The 17,542-nt window shown below is 72.2% G+C and carries 19 protein-coding genes, 1 tRNA gene and 1 riboswitch; of the genes, 13 read left to right on the top strand and 7 right to left on the bottom strand.

Annotation, left to right across the window (positions count from 1 at the left end; translation table 11 throughout):
* Positions 1-84 precede the first annotated feature (84 nt).
* The 4 genes from IE330_RS26325 (at position 85) to IE330_RS26315 (ending at position 2,508) form a co-directional block, all read left to right on the top strand.
* Positions 85-879 carry an ABC transporter ATP-binding protein gene (locus IE330_RS26325; protein WP_190138622.1) on the top strand — a complete coding sequence of 265 codons (795 nt, stop codon included), beginning with the start codon at positions 85-87 and terminating at the stop codon, positions 877-879.
* Between the two features lie 99 nt (positions 880-978).
* Positions 979-1,083 carry a putative leader peptide gene (locus IE330_RS40085; protein ID WP_311775236.1) on the top strand — a complete coding sequence of 35 codons (105 nt, stop codon included), beginning with the start codon at positions 979-981 and terminating at the stop codon, positions 1,081-1,083.
* Between the two features lie 180 nt (positions 1,084-1,263).
* On the top strand, positions 1,264-1,551 hold the full coding sequence (locus IE330_RS26320; protein ID WP_190138607.1) for a MoaD/ThiS family protein: 288 nt from the start codon (positions 1,264-1,266) through the stop codon (positions 1,549-1,551).
* Between the two features lie 6 nt (positions 1,552-1,557).
* Positions 1,558-2,508, top strand: coding sequence for a PLP-dependent cysteine synthase family protein (locus tag IE330_RS26315; protein ID WP_190138606.1), 951 nt, complete (start codon positions 1,558-1,560; stop codon positions 2,506-2,508).
* 217 nt (positions 2,509-2,725) lie between these two features.
* Here IE330_RS26315 and IE330_RS26310 read toward each other — a convergent pair whose 3' ends face one another.
* Positions 2,726-3,157: a type II toxin-antitoxin system PemK/MazF family toxin gene (locus IE330_RS26310; protein WP_190138605.1), complete on the bottom strand. Its 432-nt coding sequence runs from the start codon at positions 3,155-3,157 to the stop codon at positions 2,726-2,728.
* 153 nt (positions 3,158-3,310) lie between these two features.
* On the opposite strand from IE330_RS26310, the gene IE330_RS26305 reads away from it, so the two are divergent.
* Positions 3,311-4,342, top strand: coding sequence for an RICIN domain-containing protein (locus IE330_RS26305; protein WP_190138604.1), 1,032 nt, complete (start codon positions 3,311-3,313; stop codon positions 4,340-4,342).
* Between the two features lie 237 nt (positions 4,343-4,579).
* A complete protein-coding gene (locus IE330_RS26300) occupies positions 4,580-5,332 on the top strand; it encodes an MBL fold metallo-hydrolase (RefSeq protein WP_190138603.1) in 753 nt (250 codons plus the stop codon).
* 125 nt (positions 5,333-5,457) lie between these two features.
* Here the strand turns inward: IE330_RS26300 and IE330_RS26295 are convergent, their stop codons facing one another.
* Both IE330_RS26295 and IE330_RS26290 read right to left on the bottom strand, forming a co-directional pair.
* A complete protein-coding gene (locus tag IE330_RS26295) occupies positions 5,458-6,708 on the bottom strand; it encodes a PTS transporter subunit EIIC (RefSeq protein WP_190138602.1) in 1,251 nt (416 codons plus the stop codon).
* A 228-nt stretch (positions 6,709-6,936) separates the two neighbouring features.
* A complete protein-coding gene (locus tag IE330_RS26290; RefSeq protein WP_190138601.1) occupies positions 6,937-8,250 on the bottom strand; it encodes a PTS transporter subunit EIIC in 1,314 nt (437 codons plus the stop codon).
* 220 nt (positions 8,251-8,470) lie between these two features.
* Here IE330_RS26290 and IE330_RS26285 point away from each other — a divergent pair, with 220 nt between their 5' ends.
* From IE330_RS26285 to rdgB, 4 genes are all read left to right on the top strand, one after another.
* Positions 8,471-8,704 (top strand): PTS sugar transporter subunit IIB, encoded by a 234-nt coding sequence (locus IE330_RS26285; RefSeq protein ID WP_190138600.1) that lies wholly within the window; start codon positions 8,471-8,473, stop codon positions 8,702-8,704.
* Between the two features lie 346 nt (positions 8,705-9,050).
* Positions 9,051-9,782, top strand: coding sequence for a ribonuclease PH (gene rph, locus IE330_RS26280; RefSeq protein WP_190138599.1), 732 nt, complete (start codon positions 9,051-9,053; stop codon positions 9,780-9,782).
* A gap of 168 nt (positions 9,783-9,950) precedes the next feature.
* A complete protein-coding gene (locus IE330_RS26275) occupies positions 9,951-10,349 on the top strand; it encodes a hypothetical protein (protein WP_190138598.1) in 399 nt (132 codons plus the stop codon).
* A 76-nt stretch (positions 10,350-10,425) separates the two neighbouring features.
* The gene (gene rdgB / locus IE330_RS26270; protein WP_190138597.1) at positions 10,426-11,028 is read left to right on the top strand and encodes an RdgB/HAM1 family non-canonical purine NTP pyrophosphatase; all 603 of its coding nucleotides are present in this window, start codon (positions 10,426-10,428) and stop codon (positions 11,026-11,028) included.
* A 112-nt stretch (positions 11,029-11,140) separates the two neighbouring features.
* On the opposite strand, the gene IE330_RS26265 is transcribed toward rdgB, so the two are convergent.
* The 3 genes from IE330_RS26265 to bcp all read right to left on the bottom strand — a co-directional run bounded on the left by IE330_RS26265 (position 11,141) and on the right by bcp (position 13,423).
* Positions 11,141-11,224, bottom strand: a tRNA-Leu gene (locus IE330_RS26265).
* Between the two features lie 47 nt (positions 11,225-11,271).
* A complete protein-coding gene (proP, locus tag IE330_RS26260; RefSeq protein WP_190138596.1) occupies positions 11,272-12,798 on the bottom strand; it encodes a glycine betaine/L-proline transporter ProP in 1,527 nt (508 codons plus the stop codon).
* A 157-nt stretch (positions 12,799-12,955) separates the two neighbouring features.
* Entirely contained in the window at positions 12,956-13,423 is a 468-nt protein-coding gene (gene bcp / locus IE330_RS26255) for a thioredoxin-dependent thiol peroxidase (protein ID WP_190138595.1), read from the bottom strand.
* A 143-nt stretch (positions 13,424-13,566) separates the two neighbouring features.
* Here bcp and IE330_RS26250 point away from each other — a divergent pair, with 143 nt between their 5' ends.
* From IE330_RS26250 to IE330_RS26240, 3 genes are all read left to right on the top strand, one after another.
* On the top strand, positions 13,567-13,893 hold the full coding sequence (locus tag IE330_RS26250) for a DUF3618 domain-containing protein (RefSeq protein WP_190138594.1): 327 nt from the start codon (positions 13,567-13,569) through the stop codon (positions 13,891-13,893).
* A 97-nt stretch (positions 13,894-13,990) separates the two neighbouring features.
* The gene (locus tag IE330_RS26245) at positions 13,991-14,293 is read left to right on the top strand and encodes a GroES family chaperonin (protein ID WP_165264756.1); all 303 of its coding nucleotides are present in this window, start codon (positions 13,991-13,993) and stop codon (positions 14,291-14,293) included.
* A gap of 80 nt (positions 14,294-14,373) precedes the next feature.
* Positions 14,374-14,444: riboswitch (guanidine-III (ykkC-III) riboswitch) on the top strand.
* Positions 14,445-14,473: 29 nt separating this feature from the next.
* Complete coding sequence (locus IE330_RS26240) at positions 14,474-14,794, top strand: DMT family transporter (protein WP_190138593.1); 321 nt, start codon at positions 14,474-14,476, stop codon at positions 14,792-14,794.
* A 141-nt stretch (positions 14,795-14,935) separates the two neighbouring features.
* Here the strand turns inward: IE330_RS26240 and IE330_RS26235 are convergent, their stop codons facing one another.
* The gene (locus IE330_RS26235; protein ID WP_373314731.1) at positions 14,936-17,482 is read right to left on the bottom strand and encodes a transglycosylase domain-containing protein; all 2,547 of its coding nucleotides are present in this window, start codon (positions 17,480-17,482) and stop codon (positions 14,936-14,938) included.
* Between the last annotated feature and the right edge of the window lie 60 nt (positions 17,483-17,542).

Here is a 17,542-nt window from a genome sequence, read left to right as displayed (position 1 = left end):
AACGAGGTGATGGGGACGGAAGAGGCAATGGAGGCGGCGGCGGAGGTGGTGGAGGCGACGGGGAGTGCCGCCGGTACGGGGGCCGTGCGGACGCTGCGCACCGAGGACCTCGGCTACACCACCCCCTCCGGCCGCCGCCTCGTCGACGGCGTCTCACTCACCGTGCGCGCCGGTGAGACGGTCGGCCTCGTCGGCCCCAACGGCAGCGGCAAGACGACTCTGCTGCGCTGCGTGTACGGCGCGCTCACGCCCACGGCGGGCCGCGTCCTGCTCGACGGGGCCGACCTCGCCGCGGCCGGGGCCAAGGCGCGGGCCCGCCGGATCGCCACCGTGCCGCAGGACGGGCAGACCGGCTTCGACCTCTCGGTCCGCCAGATCGTGGCCATGGGCCGCTCCCCGCACAAGCGCTTCTGGGAGGCCGACACGGCCGCCGACCGGGCCCTCGTCGACGAGGCCCTGGCCCGGGTGGGCGCGGACGGCCTCGCGGACCGCCCCTTCGGGCAGCTCTCCGGCGGCGAGCGCCAACGCGCGCTGCTCGCCCGCGCGCTGGTCCAGCAGCCGGGCGTCCTGGTCCTGGACGAGCCCACCAACCACCTGGACATCCGCTACCAACTGGAGGTCCTCGGCCTCGTCCGGGCGCTCGGCACGGCGAACCTGCTCGCGCTGCACGACCTGACGCTGGCCGCGTACTACTGCGACCGCCTCTACGTCCTCGACGGCGGCCGCGTGGTCGCGTCCGGGCCGCCGGGGGAGGTCCTGACCGCCGACCTCCTCGCGCAGGTGTACGGCGTCGCCGCCGAGGTGGCCGTCCACCCCGCCACCGGCGCCCCCACGGTCACCTATCTGCCGGGGCCGCCGCAGCGGACGCCCGCGCGCTGAGCCCCGGCCGGACGGCCCGTGTCCGGGGACCGAACCGAATACGTCCGGCATGCGAGATCGCATTCCGGGACCCGGACCGGGAATCGTTACGATGACCGCATGGTTTCGAACGACGTGAGCATCCACACGACGCCGGGCGCCCTGCTCGTCGGCCGGCTGCACGTCGACCTGTGCCGTCTCGCCAGCGCCATCTGTCGGCGCTGAGGCGCCGACGGGCGCCGCCGCCCGGCCGACACCGCGGCGCCGCCCGCCTCCCGCCGCGTCCCGGGGTGCCGTACGCCCCGCCGACGGGCGTCCCGGGCGCCCCCGGCCGCCGTACCGCCCGGTCCCGTCCGGACCGCGTTCGACCACCACCGCCCCTTCCTTCCGACAGGAGCCCACCCCATGGCCATCGAGGTCCGCATCCCGACCATCCTCCGCACCTACACCGGCGGCGAGAAGGCCGTCCAGGGCAACGGCGACACCATCGCCGCGCTCTTCGCCGACCTCGAGACCCGGCACGCGGGCATCCAGGAGCGCCTCGTCGACAAGGACAAGGGCAACGAGCTGCGCCGGTTCGTGAACGTGTACCTGAACGACGAGGACGTCCGCTTCCTGGACGGCGTGTCCACCAAGCTCAGCGACGGCGACAACGTCACGATCCTGCCCGCCGTCGCGGGCGGCATGAGCTGACGACGCATGCGCTACGACTCCCCGCTCGCGGCCGTCGGCAACACGCCCCTGGTCCGCCTCCCGCGCCTGTCGCCGTCCGCCGAGGTCCGCGTCTGGGCCAAGCTGGAGGACCGCAACCCGACCGGCTCCATCAAGGACCGGCCCGCGCTGCACATGGTCGAACAGGCCGAGAAGGACGGCCGGTTGACGCCCGGCTGCACCATCCTGGAGCCGACCTCCGGCAACACCGGGATCTCCCTCGCCATGGCGGCCCGGCTCAAGGGCTACCGCATCGTGTGCGTCATGCCGGAGAACACCTCCCAGGAGCGGCGCGACCTGCTCACGATGTGGGGCGCGGAGATCATCTCGTCGCCCGCCGCGGGGGGTTCCAACACGGCCGTGCGCGTCGCCAAGGAACTCGCGGCCGAGCACCCCGACTGGGTGATGCTCTACCAGTACGGCAACCCGGACAACGCGGGTGCCCACTACGCCACCACCGGGCCCGAGATCCTCGCCGACCTGCCCTCGATCACCCACTTCGTGGCCGGGCTCGGCACCACCGGCACCCTCATGGGCGTCGGGCGCTACCTGCGTGAGCACAAGCCCGACGTGCGGATCGTCGCCGCCGAGCCGCGCTACGACGACCTGGTGTACGGCCTGCGCAACCTCGACGAGGGGTTCGTGCCCGAGCTGTACGACGAGTCCGTGCTCACCTCCCGGTTCTCCGTCGGCTCCGCCGACGCGGTGACGCGCACGCGGGAGCTGCTGCGGGAGGAGGGCATCTTCGCCGGGGTGTCCACCGGGGCGGCCCTGCACGCGGCGATCGGCGTGGGCCGCAAGGCTCTCAAGGCTGGGGAGGCCGCGGACATCGTGTTCGTCGTGGCCGACGGCGGCTGGAAGTACCTCTCGACGGGGCTGTACACGGCGGCGACGACGGAGGAGGCCATCGCGACGGTCCAGGGACAGCTCTGGGCGTAGCCCTCGGGCCGGGCGGGGGAAACGGGCTTTCCTTTCCCGCCCGCCCACCCGTGCGGCACGTCGGGCCCTGCGGTCCCGCCCTGGCGGCCGCGGGTGGTCGTCGGGTCTTCCGCCGCTGCCGCGGCGGTCTTTCCCACCCGCCCACCCGTACCACCCTCCCGGCCGCGCGGCCCCGGCCCGGCGGCCCCGGGCGGGTTGCCGGTTCCCGCCCGACCACTCACTCCGCCAAGTGGCGCACCTGGTCCCACAGGACCGGGTCCGCCGTCCCTGAGCGGCGGCGCAGGTCGCTCAGGGGCAGGTCCCGTACGTCGTCCGGCTCCAGGTAACGGGGGCGGCCCCGGACGTCGCCGACCGTGCCGGGCGGCAGCGGGATGACGCCGCCGCGCTCCTCGTGGAAACGGGTCGTGATCGCCGCGACGCGCACGGCGTCACCGCGTACGGACAGGACGAGGAAGGGGCACTCCGCCTCGCCCGTCTGCGCCCACCAGATCTCCCCGGCCCGCACCCCGCCCCGCGCGGGCCCGGTCCCACCGCGCCGCGCCCGGCGTGCGGCGCGCCGCGAGGCCCCGCGACCCCACCCGTCCACCACGGTGACCACCAGCGCGAGGACCACCACGGCGGCGAGAGCCGGCCACCAGGACGTGTCCATACCCCGACGGTACCGGCGCCCCGGCGCCCCCGCCCCGGCACACCCCCGGGCGCGCGGCCAGGGCCCCCGTCAGCCCGGTGTCAGCGGGGGCGGGAAGCATCGGGCGGCGCCACGCCCGTGCCCGCGGGCGGGTTCCCAGGGATGGAGAGCTCCATGCTGAGGTACCGCCGGCCTTGTCCGTACGCCGACACCATGGTCCTGGTGCGGGCCGTCGTCCTGGTCCTCGCCCTGGTCGGCGCCCTGCTGACGGCCGGCGGCCCGGCGGCGCGGGGCGCGACCGCCGGCGCGGGCCAGCGGACCAACATCGCCGCGACCCACACCGGCAAGTGCCTGGAGGTCGCCACCCAGGAGAGCGGCGAGCCCGTCCGGCAGCGGCGCTGCGCCGGGCGGGAGGGGGCGGTGTGGTACCTGAAGGCGTCCACGGTCCAGAGCGGAGCGGTGCACATCGTCAGCGCCCTCAGCGGCAAGTGCCTGGCGGTGGCGGACTCCCGCCCCGACGCCGGCGCCCCCGTCGTCCAGGCGGACTGCGGCAACCAGCCCGGCGCCAGCTTCCGCTTCGAGGACCGCGGGGACGCCGCGCTGATCCAGCCGGTGACGGCCGGTCCCGCCCTGTGCCTGGAGGTCGCCGACTCCGCCGTCGCCGACGGCGCGCCGCTGCGCCAGTGGTCCTGCGCCGGCCAGCCGGGCGCGCACTTCGCCCAGGGCTCCTTCCCCGGCCTGCAGGAGGGCTGGATCAAGATCCGCCCGGCCAGTGCGCCGGGCCAGTGCCTGACCGAGGGGCGCGCGGGCGTTTTGAACGTGCCGGTCGTCGTGCAGCGCCCGTGCGCGCAGGCCACCTCCCCGCGCACGTACCTGGTGCCGCGGGGCGACGGTCTCTTCAAGCTCCAGTGGCACAGCACCCAGGCGGGCGTCCGCTGCCTCATGGTGTTCCCCTTCAGCACGGTGCCCGACCTGCTGGAACCCACCAACGACTGCGCGGGCGCGAACGTCATGTACATCGAGGCCGTCGAGGCGCCCGTGCCCAACACCTACCGCATCCACACCCTCTACACCCCGGACCGGAAGGTCTGCGTGAGCATCACCGGCCGGTCCACCGCCGAGGGCGCAACGGCCCGGCAGGAGCCCTGCGCCGACCGCACCGACCAGGTGTTCTTCATCGACGTCGACACCGCGTCCGCCCGCTGAGGCGGCCCGGGCCGCGGCCGTCGCCCGGCCCGCGCCCGGCGGCCCGTACCGGCACCGCGCCGCCGCGCGTCCCGGGAGGTTACGCCCACCCCGTGGAACTACGGGGGAAGAGTGACGTGACCGGTGACATCGCCCACAACGGCCCACGACGGAGGAGCGAGGCGCCCTTTCGCGCCTTACGCTCGTCGGACCGCACGCCCCCCGTCCCCCCGACCGCAGCGCGGAGGTTCCAGCTATATGAAGCTCACCGTCGTCGGCTGCTCGGGGTCGTTTCCGTCCGCGGACTCGGCCTGTTCGAGCTACCTCGTCGAGGCCGACGGCTTCCGGTTGCTGCTCGACATGGGCAACGGCGCCCTCGGCGAGCTGCAGCGCCACATCGGTCTGTACGACCTCGACGCGATCTTCCTCAGCCATCTGCACGCCGACCACTGCATCGACATGTGCGCGTACTTCGTGGCCCGTTACTACCGGCACGAGGGCGGCCGCTGCGCGCCCATCCCGGTGTACGGCCCCGAGGGCACCGAGCAGCGCCTGACCACGGCGTACGCCGACACGCCCTCCGCGTCGTCGATGAGCGAGGTCTTCGACTTCCACACGGTCAAGCCGGGCGCCTTCGACATCGGCCCGTTCTCGGTGCGGACCGAGCGGGTGTGCCACCCGGTGGAGGCCTACGGCGTACGCGTCGAGCACGGCGGGGCGTCCCTGACGTACTCCGGCGACACGGGCCCGTGCGAGGCGCTCGACGAACTCGCCGCGGGCAGTGACCTGTTCCTGTGCGAGGCCGCGTTCACGCACGGCAAGGAGGACATCCCCGACCTGCACCTCAACGGCCGCGAGGCGGGCGAGTCCGCCCGGCGCGCGGGCGTGGGCCGTCTCGTCCTCACGCACATCCCGCCGTGGACGGACGCGGAGGTGAACCTCGCGGACGCCCGCGCCGCGTTCGACGGACCCACCGACCTCGCGACGCCCGGAGCGACGTACCGGCTCTGAGCCCGGCGGCGCTCCCGGTACGGCTCCCGCGCCCGTACGACGCCCGGTACGACTCTCCCTGTACGACGACGAAGGCCCCGGAACCTCGCGGTTCCGGGGCCTTCGCGCGCGGCGGGCGCGGGGCGCTACGCCTTCGTCAGGTCCTCGACCTCCTCCTCGGGCTCGCGGCCCGGGGTGGGGATGTCGAACTTGACGATGGCGAAGCGGAAGACCACGTAGTAGACGGCCGCGAAGACCAGGCCGATCGGGATGATCATCCAGGGCTTCTCGGCGAACTTCCAGTTCAGCACGTAGTCGATCGCGCCGGCCGAGAAGGTGAAGCCGTGGTGCACGCCGAGGGCCCAGGTGACCGTCATGGCGACGGCCGTGAGGACCGCGTGGATGACGTAGAGGGCCGGGGCGATGAACATGAACGCGAACTCGATCGGCTCGGTGATGCCGGTGACGAACGAGGTCAGCGCGAGGGACAGCATCATGCCGCCGACGACCTTGCGGCGCTCGGGGCGGGCCGTGTGGGTGATGGCGAGCGCGACGGCGGGCAGCGCGAACATCATGATCGGGAAGAAGCCCGACATGAACTGGCCGGCGGTCGGGTCGCCGTGCATGAAGCGCTGGATGTCGCCGTGCCAGACGGCACCGGCGGAGTCCGCGAAGGAGCCGATCTCCTGCCAGGCGACGGTGTTCACGAACTGGTGCATGCCGACCGGGAGCAGCGCGCGGTTGACCACGCCGAAGATGCCCGCGCCGACCGAGCCGAGGTCGGTCATCCACTCGCCGAAGCTGGTGATGGCGTCGCCGACCGGGCCCCAGGCCAGGCCGAAGAAGACGCCCAGGGCGGTGCCGATGAAGGCCATGATGATCGGCACCAGGCGGCGGCCGTTGAAGAAGCCGAGCCAGTCCACCAGCTTGGTGCGGTGGAACTTCTGCCACACCACGGCGGAGATCAGGCCCATGATGATGCCGCCGAAGACCTTGGGGTCGTTGTACGTGGCGGCGATGTCGGCGCCCTTGGTGATCTTCGCCTCGGTCACCGGGAACGCCTTCAGGACGTTCGTGTAGACCAGGAAGCCGACGAGCGCGGCGAGCGCCGTGGAGCCGTCCGCCTTCTTGGCGAAGCCGATCGCGACACCGATGCAGAACAGCATCGGCATGTTCGCGAAGACGGCGTCACCGGCGTTGGCGAAGACCGTGGCGACCTTGCCCCAGCCGAGGCCGTCGGCGCCGAACACGTCCGGCTGGCCGAGGCGCAGCAGGATGCCCGCCGCGGGCAGCACGGCGATGGGTAGCTGCAGGCTGCGGCCGACCTTCTGCAGGCCCTGCAACAGGCCGGAGCCCCGCTTCTTCGCGGGGGCCGCCTTGGCGGTGGCCGTACTCATGACTTCCTCCATGTGCGGGCGGCTGTCAGGGGGACAGTTGGGGGTGCGACAGCAGCCGGGGTGGTCTACACCACTAAGTGGTGTAGACCTGTTGTAACACGGTCAAGGCGACATAAGGAACCCGCCATTCCTGTGGGGTGGGCCATACCGTCACAAGGGCCGCGAAAGGCCCTCGGAGCGGGGCTCCGAGGGCCTGAGGGGACGCTCGCGGAAGGTTCCGGTTGGGTCCTAAGCCTTGGTCTGTTCAGCGTCCAATGCCTGTGCCTCTTCCTCCGGTTCGCGACCCGGCGTGGGCAGGTCGAACTTGTGGATGACGAAGCGGAACAGGCCGTAATACACCGCTGCGAAGACCAGGCCGATGGGGATGATCAGCCACGGTTTGGTCGCCAGGCTCCAGTTGATGACGTAGTCGATCAGGCCCGCCGAGAAGCTGAAGCCGTCCTTCACGCCGAGCCCCCACGTCACCGCCATGGAGACGCCGGTGAGCACCGCGTGGAGCACGTACAGGGCCGGGGCGATGAAGAGGAAGGAGTACTCGATCGGCTCGGTGATGCCGGTGACGAACGAGGTCAGGCCGACGGAGAGCATCATGCCGCCGACGACCTTGCGCCGCTCCGGGCGGGCCGCGTGTGTGATCGCCAGGGCCGCGGCGGGCAGCGCGAACATCATGATCGGGAAGAACCCCGAGGTGAACTGGCCCGCCGTGGGGTCGCCCGCCAGGAAGCGGTTGATGTCGCCGTGGACGACCGTGCCGTCCGCCTTGGTGTAGTCGCCGAACTGGAACCACACGAAGGTGTTCAGGAACTGGTGCAGGCCCACCGTGAGCAGCGCCCGGTTGGCGACGCCGAAGATGCCCGAGCCGAGCCAGCCGAGGTCCACCAGCCACTTGGAGAAGCTGGTCAGGGCGTCGCCGACGGGCGGCCAGACCCAGACGCACAGGCCCGCGAAGACCAGGCCGACGAAGGACATGATGATCGGCACCAGGCGGCGGCCGTTGAAGAAGCCGAGCCAGTCCACCAGGCGTACGCGGTGGTAGCGCTGCCAGAGCCAGGCGGTGAGCAGGCCCATGACGATGCCGCCGAAGACGCCGGGGTTCTGGTACGCGGCCTGGGTGGGCGCCCCCTCGCCGGTCAGGCAGACGCCGCTCCACATCCCGGCCCCGGCGAAGTCGGCACCAGCCGGGCAGTCGTCGGGGAAGGCGCGCAGGACCGCGTAGTAGACGAGGAAGCCCGCGACGGCGGCGAGGGCCGTGGAGCCGTCCGCCTTCTTGGCCATCCCGATCGCGACGCCGACGCAGAACAGCAGGGGCAGCCCGAGCGAGGAGTCGAGCAGGGCGCCGCCCGCGGCTGCGAACACCTTGGCCACGTTCGTCCAGCCCAGGCCGTCGTCGCCGAAGACGTCCGGCTGGCCGAGCCGGTTGAGGATGCCGGCGGCGGGCAGCACCGCGATGGGGAGCTGGAGGCTGCGGCCCATCTTCTGCAGGCCCTGGAAGAGGCCGTTCCAGCGCTTCTTGCGCGGTGCCGCGACGGCGTCGGAACTCATCGGCGCTCCTCCTGCAACCGGTCGGTTTGGCGGTGGTCCGAAACTGGTGTAGACCAGTTGCGGACGGGTGCGCGGTAGCCCTGGTCAGGGACGACACCTTGATCGCCATGGTGAGGGGCCACCGTCGCGACCGCCCGCGAAGATGGGCCAACCGTGCGTTACCGTGACGAAGCGGGCCTACGGTGTCGTGGCCGCGTCCTTTCACAGCAGGGAGAAAGCAATGGCCAGCAAGGCTGAGAAGATCGTTGCCGGGCTCGGCGGCATCGACAACATCGAAGAGGTCGAGGGCTGCATCACGCGTCTGCGCACCGAGGTCAACGACGCGGACCTGGTCGACGAGGCGGCGCTGAAGGCCGCGGGCGCGCACGGTGTGGTGAAGATGGGCACCGCGATCCAGGTCGTCATCGGGACGGACGCGGACCCGATCGCGGCGGAGATCGAAGACATGATGTGAGGGGTCGCTCCCGCGGGGGCGCTGGGGCCGGGCGGCCCCGGTGCCCCCTTTTTCTGTGCCTGCGGGGTCGTGTTCCGGGGCCTGCCCCGGGCCCTGGTGTCAACGGCGCGGGGCGGCTGCCCGGTGCCCGCCCTCCAGCCGCCCACAGGGGCAACGGACCGGCCGCCCACAGGGAAACGGACCAGCCGCCCACAGGGGGAGCGGACCGGCCGCCCGCAGGGGGAGCGGACCGGGTGCCCCGCACATGCCCGCCGCTGAAAGCGGTGCGCGGTGGCTGTTCAGGGCTGGTTGCGGGGGTTGTGTGGGGATGGAATGGGGGGCTCCGGGGGCCGATAGGGTCGTGGGCATGTCTCGATTCGACGGCCGTACCCCCGAACAGCTCCGCCCCATCGCCATCGAGCGCGGGTGGAGCAAGCACGCCGAGGGCTCCGTCCTCGTGTCCTTCGGCGACACCAAGGTCTTCTGCACGGCCTCCGTCACGGAGGGCGTGCCCCGCTGGCGCAAGGGCAGCGGCGAGGGGTGGGTCACCGCCGAGTACTCGATGCTGCCGCGCTCCACCAACACCCGCGGCGACCGCGAGTCCGTGCGCGGCCGGATCGGCGGCCGTACGCACGAGATCTCCCGGCTCATCGGCCGCTCCCTGCGCGCCGTCATCGACTACAAGGCGCTCGGCGAGAACACCATCGTCCTGGACTGCGACGTCCTCCAGGCCGACGGCGGCACCCGCACCGCCGCCATCACCGGCGCCTACGTCGCGCTCGCCGACGCCGTCGCCTGGGCGCAGGGCAAGAAGCTGATCAAGGCGGGCCGCAAGCCGCTCACCGGCAGCGTCAGCGCCGTGTCCGTCGGCATCGTCGGCGGCGTGCCGCTGCTCGACCTCGCCTACGAGGAGGACGTCAAGGCCGACACCGACATGAACGTCGTGTGCACCGGCGACGGCCGCTTCGTGGAGGTGCAGGGCACCGCCGAGGCCGAGCCGTTCGCGCGCGACGAGCTGAACGCGCTGCTCGACCTCGCCGTCGCGGGCTGCGCGGAGCTCACCGCCCACCAGCGCGCCGCCCTCGAAGCCACCCTGTAGGCGGGGCGGAGACGCCAAGTCCCCCTCCCGGGGCCGGAGTCGGCCACCGTACGGATCCGGCCACGCGCAGCGGGCGAGCAACCGTCCGGGCCCGGCCGGGCGTTCTTACGGATGCGGGCGCCCGGACCAAGCCGTGTGCCCGTCCGTTTCCGGGAGGGGATTCACACCATGGCCGCGCGCCGCCGCCGTACCGTCACCGCCGTCGTCACCGCCCTGCTCGTCGTGGGAACCGGGGTCGGTCTCGCCGCCTGCGACCCCGTCGACAAGGCCGTGGACTGCGTCAAGACCGCCGACGCGATCCACGACAACCTGGAGGAGATGCGGGAGGCCGCGCAGGACGCGGCCCTGGAGCCGTCGAAGGCCGACAAGTCGCTCGACGACATCGAGGACAACCTCAAGGAGATCCGCGACAAGTCCGAGGACACCGACGTGGACAAGGCCATCGACCACATGGACAAGGCCGTCGACAACATCCGCGACGCCGCCGACGGCGGCGACCGGACGCCCGACCTCAGCCCCGCCGCCGACGCCGCCAAGGAGCTCGCGAAGGTGTGCACCGGCGACTGACCGAGCCGGGCGGCGCCCCGGAGGGCCGTCGGGAGGGCGGTCGGGTCCCGGCGACGGGACGGCCGATACTGGTCCCATGACCCGTCTCATCCTCGCCACCCGTAACGCCCACAAGGTCACCGAGCTCCGCGCGATCCTCGCCGCGGCGGGGCTCGGCCACGAACTCGTCGGCGCGGACGCCTACCCCGAGGTGCCCGACGTCAAGGAGACCGGCGTCACCTTCGCCGAGAACGCGCTCCTCAAGGCGCACGCCCTGGCCCGCGCCACCGGCCTGCCCGCCGTCGCCGACGACTCCGGCCTGTGCGTGGACGTGCTCGGCGGGGCGCCCGGCATCTTCTCCGCGCGGTGGGCGGGCCGCCACGGCGACGACCGGGCCAACCTGGAGCTGCTCCTCGCCCAGCTCGGCGACATCGCCGACGCCCACCGCGGCGCCCACTTCGCCTGCGCCGCTGCGCTCGCCCTGCCCGACGGCACCGAGCGCGTCGTCGAGGGCCGGCTGACCGGCACCCTGCGCCACGCCCCGGCCGGCGCGAACGGCTTCGGCTACGACCCGATCCTGGTGCCCGAGGGCGACACCCGTACGTGCGCCGAGCTGAGCCCCGAGGAGAAGAACGCGATCAGCCACCGCGGCAAGGCGTTCCGGGCGCTGGTGCCGGTGGTGCGGGAACTCGTCGCCTGACCCGCGCCCGGCCGCGACCCGACCGCCCTGCGCACGACGAGGGGCGCCCCCACCCGCGGGTGGGGGCGCCCCTCGTCGTGCGCAGGGCCGGAATTCCGGGCCTCGGCGTGCGTGCGGCCGGAGGGACTCGAACCCTCACGGGTGTTACCCCACTGGGACCTAAACCCAGCGTGACTGCCAATTCCACCACGGCCGCGTGCCGGGCCCATCGTAATGCGCGGCCGCCCGCGGCCGTCGGGCGCGTCAGAACTTCGGCGCCGTGGCCTGCGCCTCGACCAGGTCGGCGGCCTCCTGCTCGGTCGCGACGCACGGTGGCGAGCCGCTGAGCGGCCGCTGCGCGGTCTCCTTCATGCAGGCGACGGCGACGATGCCGACGGCAGCGGCGGCCATCGCGTAGTAGGCGGGCATCATGTCCGAGCCCGTGACGCTGATCAGCGCGGTGATCACCAGCGGGGCGGTGCCGCCGAACAGCGAGGCGGAGAGGTTGTAGCCCACCGACAGCGAGCCGTAGCGCACGGGCGTCGGGAAGAGCGCCGGGAGCGTCGCGGACATGGTGCCGAGCAGGCACACCAGGGACAGGCCGAGCATCAGCATGCCCGCCGCGACCGCGATCAGCGCGCCCTGCTGGATCAGCAGGAACGCCGGGGCCGACAGCACCAGGAAGCCCACCATGCCGGCCATCAGCAGCGGCTTGCGGCCGAACCGGTCGGAGAGCACGCCGACCCGGCTGATCACCAGCATCAGGACCAGCATCGTGGCGATGAGGATCAGCAGCCCGTGCGTGTCGTCGTAGCCGAGCTCGTCGGAGAGGTACGTCGGCATGTACGACAGGAGCATGTAGTCGGTGACGTTGTACGCGCCGACCAGGGCGACGCACAGGATCAGCGAGGGCCAGTACTGGCGGAAGATCGTGGCGAGGTCCCCCTTGGCGGAGGTCTCGACGGCGGAGGCGGCCTCGGAGGCGGGGTGGTAGCTCTCGTCGGAGAGCTTCTGGAACGCCGGGGTCTCGTCCAGGCGCAGCCGCAGATAGAGCCCGACCAGGCCGAGCGGGCCCGCGACCAGGAACGGCACGCGCCAGCCCCACGACTCCATGGCGCCGTCGTCGAGCGTGGTGGTCAGGATCGTGACCAGGCCCGCGGCGCCCACGTACCCGGCGAGCGTGCCGAACTCCAGGAAGCTGCCGAAGTAGCCGCGCCGCTTGTCCGGCGCGTACTCGGCGATGAACGTGGACGCGCCGCCGTACTCGCCGCCGGTGGAGAAGCCCTGCACCAGCCGGAAGAGGATCAGCAGGACCGGTGCCCAGAAGCCGATGGTGGCGTAGCTCGGGATCAGCCCGATGGCGAAGGTGCCGATCGCCATCAGGATCATCGTCAGGGCGAGCACCTTCTTGCGCCCGATCCTGTCGCCCATCGGCCCGAACACCATCCCGCCCAGCGGCCTCACCAGGAACGAGACCGCGAAGGTGGCGAAGGAGGAGAGGAGCTGGACGGTGTCGTTCCCGGACGGGAAGAACACATGGCCGAGGGTGACGGCCAGATAGCTGTAGATGCCGAAGTCGAACCACTCCATGGCGTTGCCCAGGGAGGCCGCCTTCACGGCGCGGCGCACGGCCGCGTCGTCGGTGACGGTGATGTCGGTGCGCCGCAGGGGCGGGTTCCGGCGCCGTCTGATGGTGCGGAAGAGCGTGCGGTGACGTTTCACCGCTTCCGGGTCGACGCCTGGCGTGAGCGGGTCGGCCTCGGGGTCGGCCGGGTGCCTGGTGGCCGCCATGGAGCGGGTCCTTTCGGAAGCGGGTATGCCACCAGGACGTTTACTCGATCTCCACGAACGCAAACGAAAGCCCCCCGGGGAGGGGGGCTTTCTCACACTCGGCGGGCCCGGTTCCGGCAGCGGCTCTCCCGGTAGCCCGGGCCCGCGGGGGCCCGGGTCAGATGCCGAGGTCGCGGATGATCTTGGCCACGTGGCCGGTCGCCTTCACGTTGTAGAAGGCGTGCTCCACCTTGCCGTCCTCGTCCACGACGACGGTCGAGCGGATCACGCCCGTCACCGTCTTGCCGTACATCTTCTTCTCGCCGTACGCGCCGTACGCCTCCAGGGTCTCCTTGGAGGGGTCGCCGACCAGCGTGACCTTGAGGTTCTCCTTCTCGCGGAACTTCGCGAGCTTCTCCGGCTTGTCCGGGGACACGCCGATGACGTCGTAGCCGGCCGCCGCGAGCACGTCCAGGTTGTCCGTGAAGTCGCAGGCCTGCTTGGTGCAGCCCGGGGTGAGGGCGGCCGGGTAGAAGTACACGATGACCTTGCGGCCCTTGTGCTCCGCGAGCGACACCTCCCGGCCGTCCGCGTCGGGCAGGGTGAAGGCGGGGGCGGTGTCGCCGGGCTGTAGTCGCTCGCTCATTCTGGGGCTCCTCACGGTGCGCGTACGCATCAAGCGGTGGTGACGTGGACGAGCGTAATAGGGGTGCCGTGGGGTGCGGCGCGGGCGGAACTGACAGACTGTGGAGGACCGAGTACAGGAACACACCCCACGGAGGCAGCGCGGTGGCGGATGCGGATGCCAGGACCCCTGCGCAGATCGAGGCGGACATCAAGCGCCGGCGCGAGCAGCTCGCCGAGACCCTCGACGAGATCGGGGTGCGGGTCCACCCGAAGACGATCGTCGGAGACGCGAAGGCCAAGGCCGCGGCCCGCGTCGACCACACCCTGGGCCGGGCCTACGTCGGGGCGAACCGCTTCGTCTCCGACGTGAAGGGCCAGCTCGTCACGGCCGACGGCCAGGTCCGCCTGGAGCGGGCCGTGCCGGTGGCGCTGCTCGTGGTGGGCCTGGTCGGGCTCCTCGCGGTCGGCACCCGCCGCCGCAAGGACTGACCCGGGGGCGTACAGGGCGCGTGCGGGCAGGTAGGTTCGGGGCGTGAGCGCCAAGACACCTGAAGCAAGCACCCACGACGACAAGCTGCCGATCCGGATGCTGCACGACCGCGTGCTCGTGCGCCAGGACACCACCGAGGGCGAGCGGCGCTCCGGCGGCGGCATTCTGATCCCGGCGACCGCGGCCGTCGGCCGCCGCCTGGCCTGGGCCGAGGTGGTCGCCGTGGGGCAGAACGTGCGGACCGTGGAGCCGGGCGACCGCGTCCTGTACGACCCGGAGGACCGGGCCGAGGTCGAGGTCCGGGGCGTGCCGTACGTGCTGATGCGCGAGCGCGACCTGCACGCGGTCGCCGCGGACCGCTTCGAGGGCTCCGAGGACTCCACGGGGCTGTACCTCTAGGCGTCGCTCCGGGGCGAGCCCTCGGGCCGTCGGGCCGTCGTGCGGAAGGGGCCGGTGACGGGAGTCACCGGCCCCTTTTGCCTGCCCTTTGTTACCGTGGAAGGACCCCGACGAGACGCGCCGTACCGGGACAACGCAAAGACGACGCACCCCTGATGTCTCGTTCTCGGAGGTGCCGTCATGGCCTGGATCCTGCTCGTCGTCGCCGGTCTGCTCGAAGTGGCCTGGTCGATCGGCATGAAGTTCACCGAGGGGTTCACCCGCCTGTGGCCGAGCGTCTTCACCGGCGCGGGCATCGTCGCGAGCATGGTGCTGCTGTCGTACGCGGCCAAGACCCTGCCCATCGGCACGGCCTACGGCGTCTGGGTCGGCATCGGCGCCGCGGGCGCCGCGGTGGTCGGCATGACCGCCCTGGGCGAACCCACCACCGCGGCCCGCATCTTCTTCGTCTGCCTCCTGCTGGTGGCGGTGGTAGGCCTCAAGGCCACGAGCGGCCACTGACACCGGCACGCTGGGCCGGGCGGGGGCGCCCCGCAGGGAGGCGCCCCGCAAGGGGCGCGGGGAACTGCGCGACCAGCCACCGACGACCGCAGCGGCGGAAGCGCAGCGGCAGAACCACGGCGGCGGCGAGGGGCACGGGGATCAGTCCCCGCGGCCCCGACCACCCGGCCCGGTGGTGAGCCCGCCCAGGGCCCCCGTGCCCACGGTCCCCCCGTCACCCCCACCGTCCCCGGCGGTATCGCCCTCGCTCGCCCCACCGTCCCCGGTGGAACCGTCCGTCGCGCCGTCGTCCTGGCCGCCCGTCGGCCCCTGCGTCTGCCCCTGCGACCGCCCGCCGTCGTCCTGGCCGCCGCCCGTGGGGCCCTGGCTCTGGCCGCCCTGCGACCGGCCCCCGTCGTCGTCCTGGCCGCCGGTCGGGCCGCCGTCCGTGGCCCCGCCGTCGGTGGCGTCACCGTCGTCGCCGGTCGGCCCGTCGCTGGGCTCGTCGCTCGCGTCGCCCTCGTCGCCGTCCTCCGGCTCCCCGGCCGACTGCGAGGGGTCCGGGGCGACCGGCTCCTGCGAGCCCGGCTCCAGCTCCAGGTCGAACTCCTTGACGGGCTTGCCCTCAAGCGCGTCCTTGGTGAACTGCGCCCACACCTTCGCGGGGTAGCCGCCGCCGTTGATGCGCGTCTCGCCGAGCGCCCCGTACAGCGGCGTCTGCGCGGCCGTCTCCGGGTCCGCGCCCATGATGGCGACCACCGTGGCGAGGTCGGGGGTGTAGCCCGCGAACCAGGCCGCCTTGTCGTTCTCCGCCGTGCCGGTCTTGCCCGCCGCCGGGCGCCCCGCCGCGAGCGCCTCGCGGCCGGTGCCGGACCGCACCACGCTCTGCAGGATCGACGTCGTGGTGTCGGCCGCCTCCCGGCTCACCGCCGACGACGTCTTGCGCTCCGGCAGCGCGATGTCCTGCCCGTCCTTGGTGATCTTCTCGACGAGCGTGTACGTGCCGTGCTTGCCGTGGTTGGCGAGCGTCGCGTACGCCTCGGTCATGTCCAGGACGGAGGCCGTGGACGGGCCGAGCGCGATCGACGGCGACGCCGTCAGGTCCGGGGTCTTCTCCGGGACGCCGAGCGCGACCGCGGTCTCCTTGACCTTGTCCGAGCCCACGTCCACGGCCATCTGCGCGTACACCGAGTTCACGGACTTGTCGGTGGCCTCGCGGACGCTGATGTCGCCGTAGTTGACGTCGTCCTCGTTCGCGGGCGCGTACGAGCCGCCGGCCCAGCCCTGGACCGGCCGGCGGTTGTCGCCGTCGTACACCGTGTTCGGCGTGATCGGCCGGCCGTCCTGGGTGGTGGAGCCGTTCTCCACGGCCGAGGTGAACACGAACGGCTTGAACGTGGAGCCGACCTGGTAGTCGCGCCGGGTGGCGTTGTTCATGAACTGCTTCGTGTAGTCGATGCCGCCGTACATCGCGACGACCTCGCCGGTCGCCGGGTCCACGGAGGCGCCGCCGACGCGCAGGTTCCGGTCGATCTTGCGTGCCTTCTTGTCGACCTTCGACATCACCTGCTCCTCGACGGCCTTCACGAAGGCGTCCTGCTTGGGCTTCTGGAGCGTGGTGGTGATGCGGTAGCCGCCCTTGCTGAACGTGTCCTCGTCGACGATCTTGTGCTCGAAGAGGTAGTTCTCGATGGCCTTCACGACGTAGCCGCGCTGACCGGACAGGCTCGGCGCGCCCGTGGCCTGCTTCGGCATCGGGAACGTGATCTTCTCCCGCTCGGCCTTGTCGAGCCAGCCCTCCTTGACCATGCCGTCGAGGACGTAGTTCCAGCGGGCCAGGGCACGGGACTTGTTCTCCGGGTGCGTCGCCACGTCGTACGCGTTGGGGGAGTTCACCAGCGTCGCGAGGTACGCGCCCTGGGCGGTGGTCAGGTCGTCGACGTTCTTGCCGTAGTACGCCTGCGCGGCGGCCTGCACGCCGTACGCGCTGCGGCCGAAGTAGCTGGTGTTCAGATAGCCCTGGAGGATGTCGTCCTTGCTCACCTCCCGGTCCAGCTTGATCGCGATGAAGAACTCCTTGGCCTTGCGGGTGACCGTCTGGTCCTGGTCCAGGTAGTAGTTCTTCACGTACTGCTGCGTGATCGTCGACCCGGACTGCTTGCCCTTGCCGGTGAGCGTGTTCCAGGCCGCGCGGAGCATCGCCTTCGGGTCGACGGCGGACTCGCTGTAGAAGTCCCGGTCCTCGGCGGCGAGCACCGCGTGCTGCACGCGCTTGGGCACCTTCGACAGCGGCACGTTCTCGCGGTTGACCTCGCCGTCGCGGGCGAGGACGGTGCCGTCCGCGTACGTGTACACGTTGGACTGGCGGGTGGCCATCTTGTTGGCGGGCGGGATCTCCACGAGGAAGTAGCCCGTCATGAACGCGCCCACCACCAGCAGGACCAGCAGGATGAAGCCGCCGAGCACCATGCGCCAGGTGGGGATCAGCCGCCGCCAGCCCGTGCGCTTGGGCCGCTTGCCCTTCTTGCCCTTCTTGCCCTTGGGGTCGGGCGCGGCGGCCGGGGTGCCGTCGCCACCGTCACCGCCGCTTCCACCGCTTCCGTTCCCGCCGCCGGGCCCACCGGGCTCGCGGGGGGTCCAGCCCTGGGTCGCGCCCGGGGCGGACTCGCGGTGCCCGGCGCCGGGGCCGCCGTGGCGTACGGGGCGCAGGCGGGTCGTGGCGGGGCCACCGGGGCCACCGGCCGCACCGGAGGCCGCGGCGGCCGCTCC

The sequence above is a fragment of the Streptomyces longispororuber genome, assembly GCF_014656095.1.
In the GTDB taxonomy this organism is placed as follows: Bacteria; Actinomycetota; Actinomycetes; order Streptomycetales; family Streptomycetaceae; genus Streptomyces; species Streptomyces longispororuber.
Note: the sequence above shows the minus strand (reverse complement) of the source record. Positions and strands in the feature narration are given on the sequence as shown.

Coding starts and splice junctions, on each gene's coding strand:
- IE330_RS40085 (WP_311775236.1), top strand. CDS start 979: ATGGTTTCGAACGACGTGAGCATCCACACGACGCCGGGCGCCCTGCTC.
- IE330_RS26275 (WP_190138598.1), top strand. CDS start 9,951: ATGGCCGCGCGCCGCCGCCGTACCGTCACCGCCGTCGTCACCGCCCTG.
- IE330_RS26295 (WP_190138602.1), bottom strand. CDS start 6,708: ATGAGTACGGCCACCGCCAAGGCGGCCCCCGCGAAGAAGCGGGGCTCC.
- IE330_RS26315 (WP_190138606.1), top strand. CDS start 1,558: ATGCGCTACGACTCCCCGCTCGCGGCCGTCGGCAACACGCCCCTGGTC.
- IE330_RS26320 (WP_190138607.1), top strand. CDS start 1,264: ATGGCCATCGAGGTCCGCATCCCGACCATCCTCCGCACCTACACCGGC.
- rdgB (WP_190138597.1), top strand. CDS start 10,426: ATGACCCGTCTCATCCTCGCCACCCGTAACGCCCACAAGGTCACCGAG.
- IE330_RS26305 (WP_190138604.1), top strand. CDS start 3,311: ATGCTGAGGTACCGCCGGCCTTGTCCGTACGCCGACACCATGGTCCTG.
- IE330_RS26285 (WP_190138600.1), top strand. CDS start 8,471: ATGGCCAGCAAGGCTGAGAAGATCGTTGCCGGGCTCGGCGGCATCGAC.
- IE330_RS26290 (WP_190138601.1), bottom strand. CDS start 8,250: ATGAGTTCCGACGCCGTCGCGGCACCGCGCAAGAAGCGCTGGAACGGC.
- rph (WP_190138599.1), top strand. CDS start 9,051: ATGTCTCGATTCGACGGCCGTACCCCCGAACAGCTCCGCCCCATCGCC.
- IE330_RS26310 (WP_190138605.1), bottom strand. CDS start 3,157: ATGGACACGTCCTGGTGGCCGGCTCTCGCCGCCGTGGTGGTCCTCGCG.
- IE330_RS26245 (WP_165264756.1), top strand. CDS start 13,991: ATGCTGCACGACCGCGTGCTCGTGCGCCAGGACACCACCGAGGGCGAG.
- IE330_RS26300 (WP_190138603.1), top strand. CDS start 4,580: ATGAAGCTCACCGTCGTCGGCTGCTCGGGGTCGTTTCCGTCCGCGGAC.
- proP (WP_190138596.1), bottom strand. CDS start 12,798: ATGGCGGCCACCAGGCACCCGGCCGACCCCGAGGCCGACCCGCTCACG.
- bcp (WP_190138595.1), bottom strand. CDS start 13,423: ATGAGCGAGCGACTACAGCCCGGCGACACCGCCCCCGCCTTCACCCTG.
- IE330_RS26240 (WP_190138593.1), top strand. CDS start 14,474: ATGGCCTGGATCCTGCTCGTCGTCGCCGGTCTGCTCGAAGTGGCCTGG.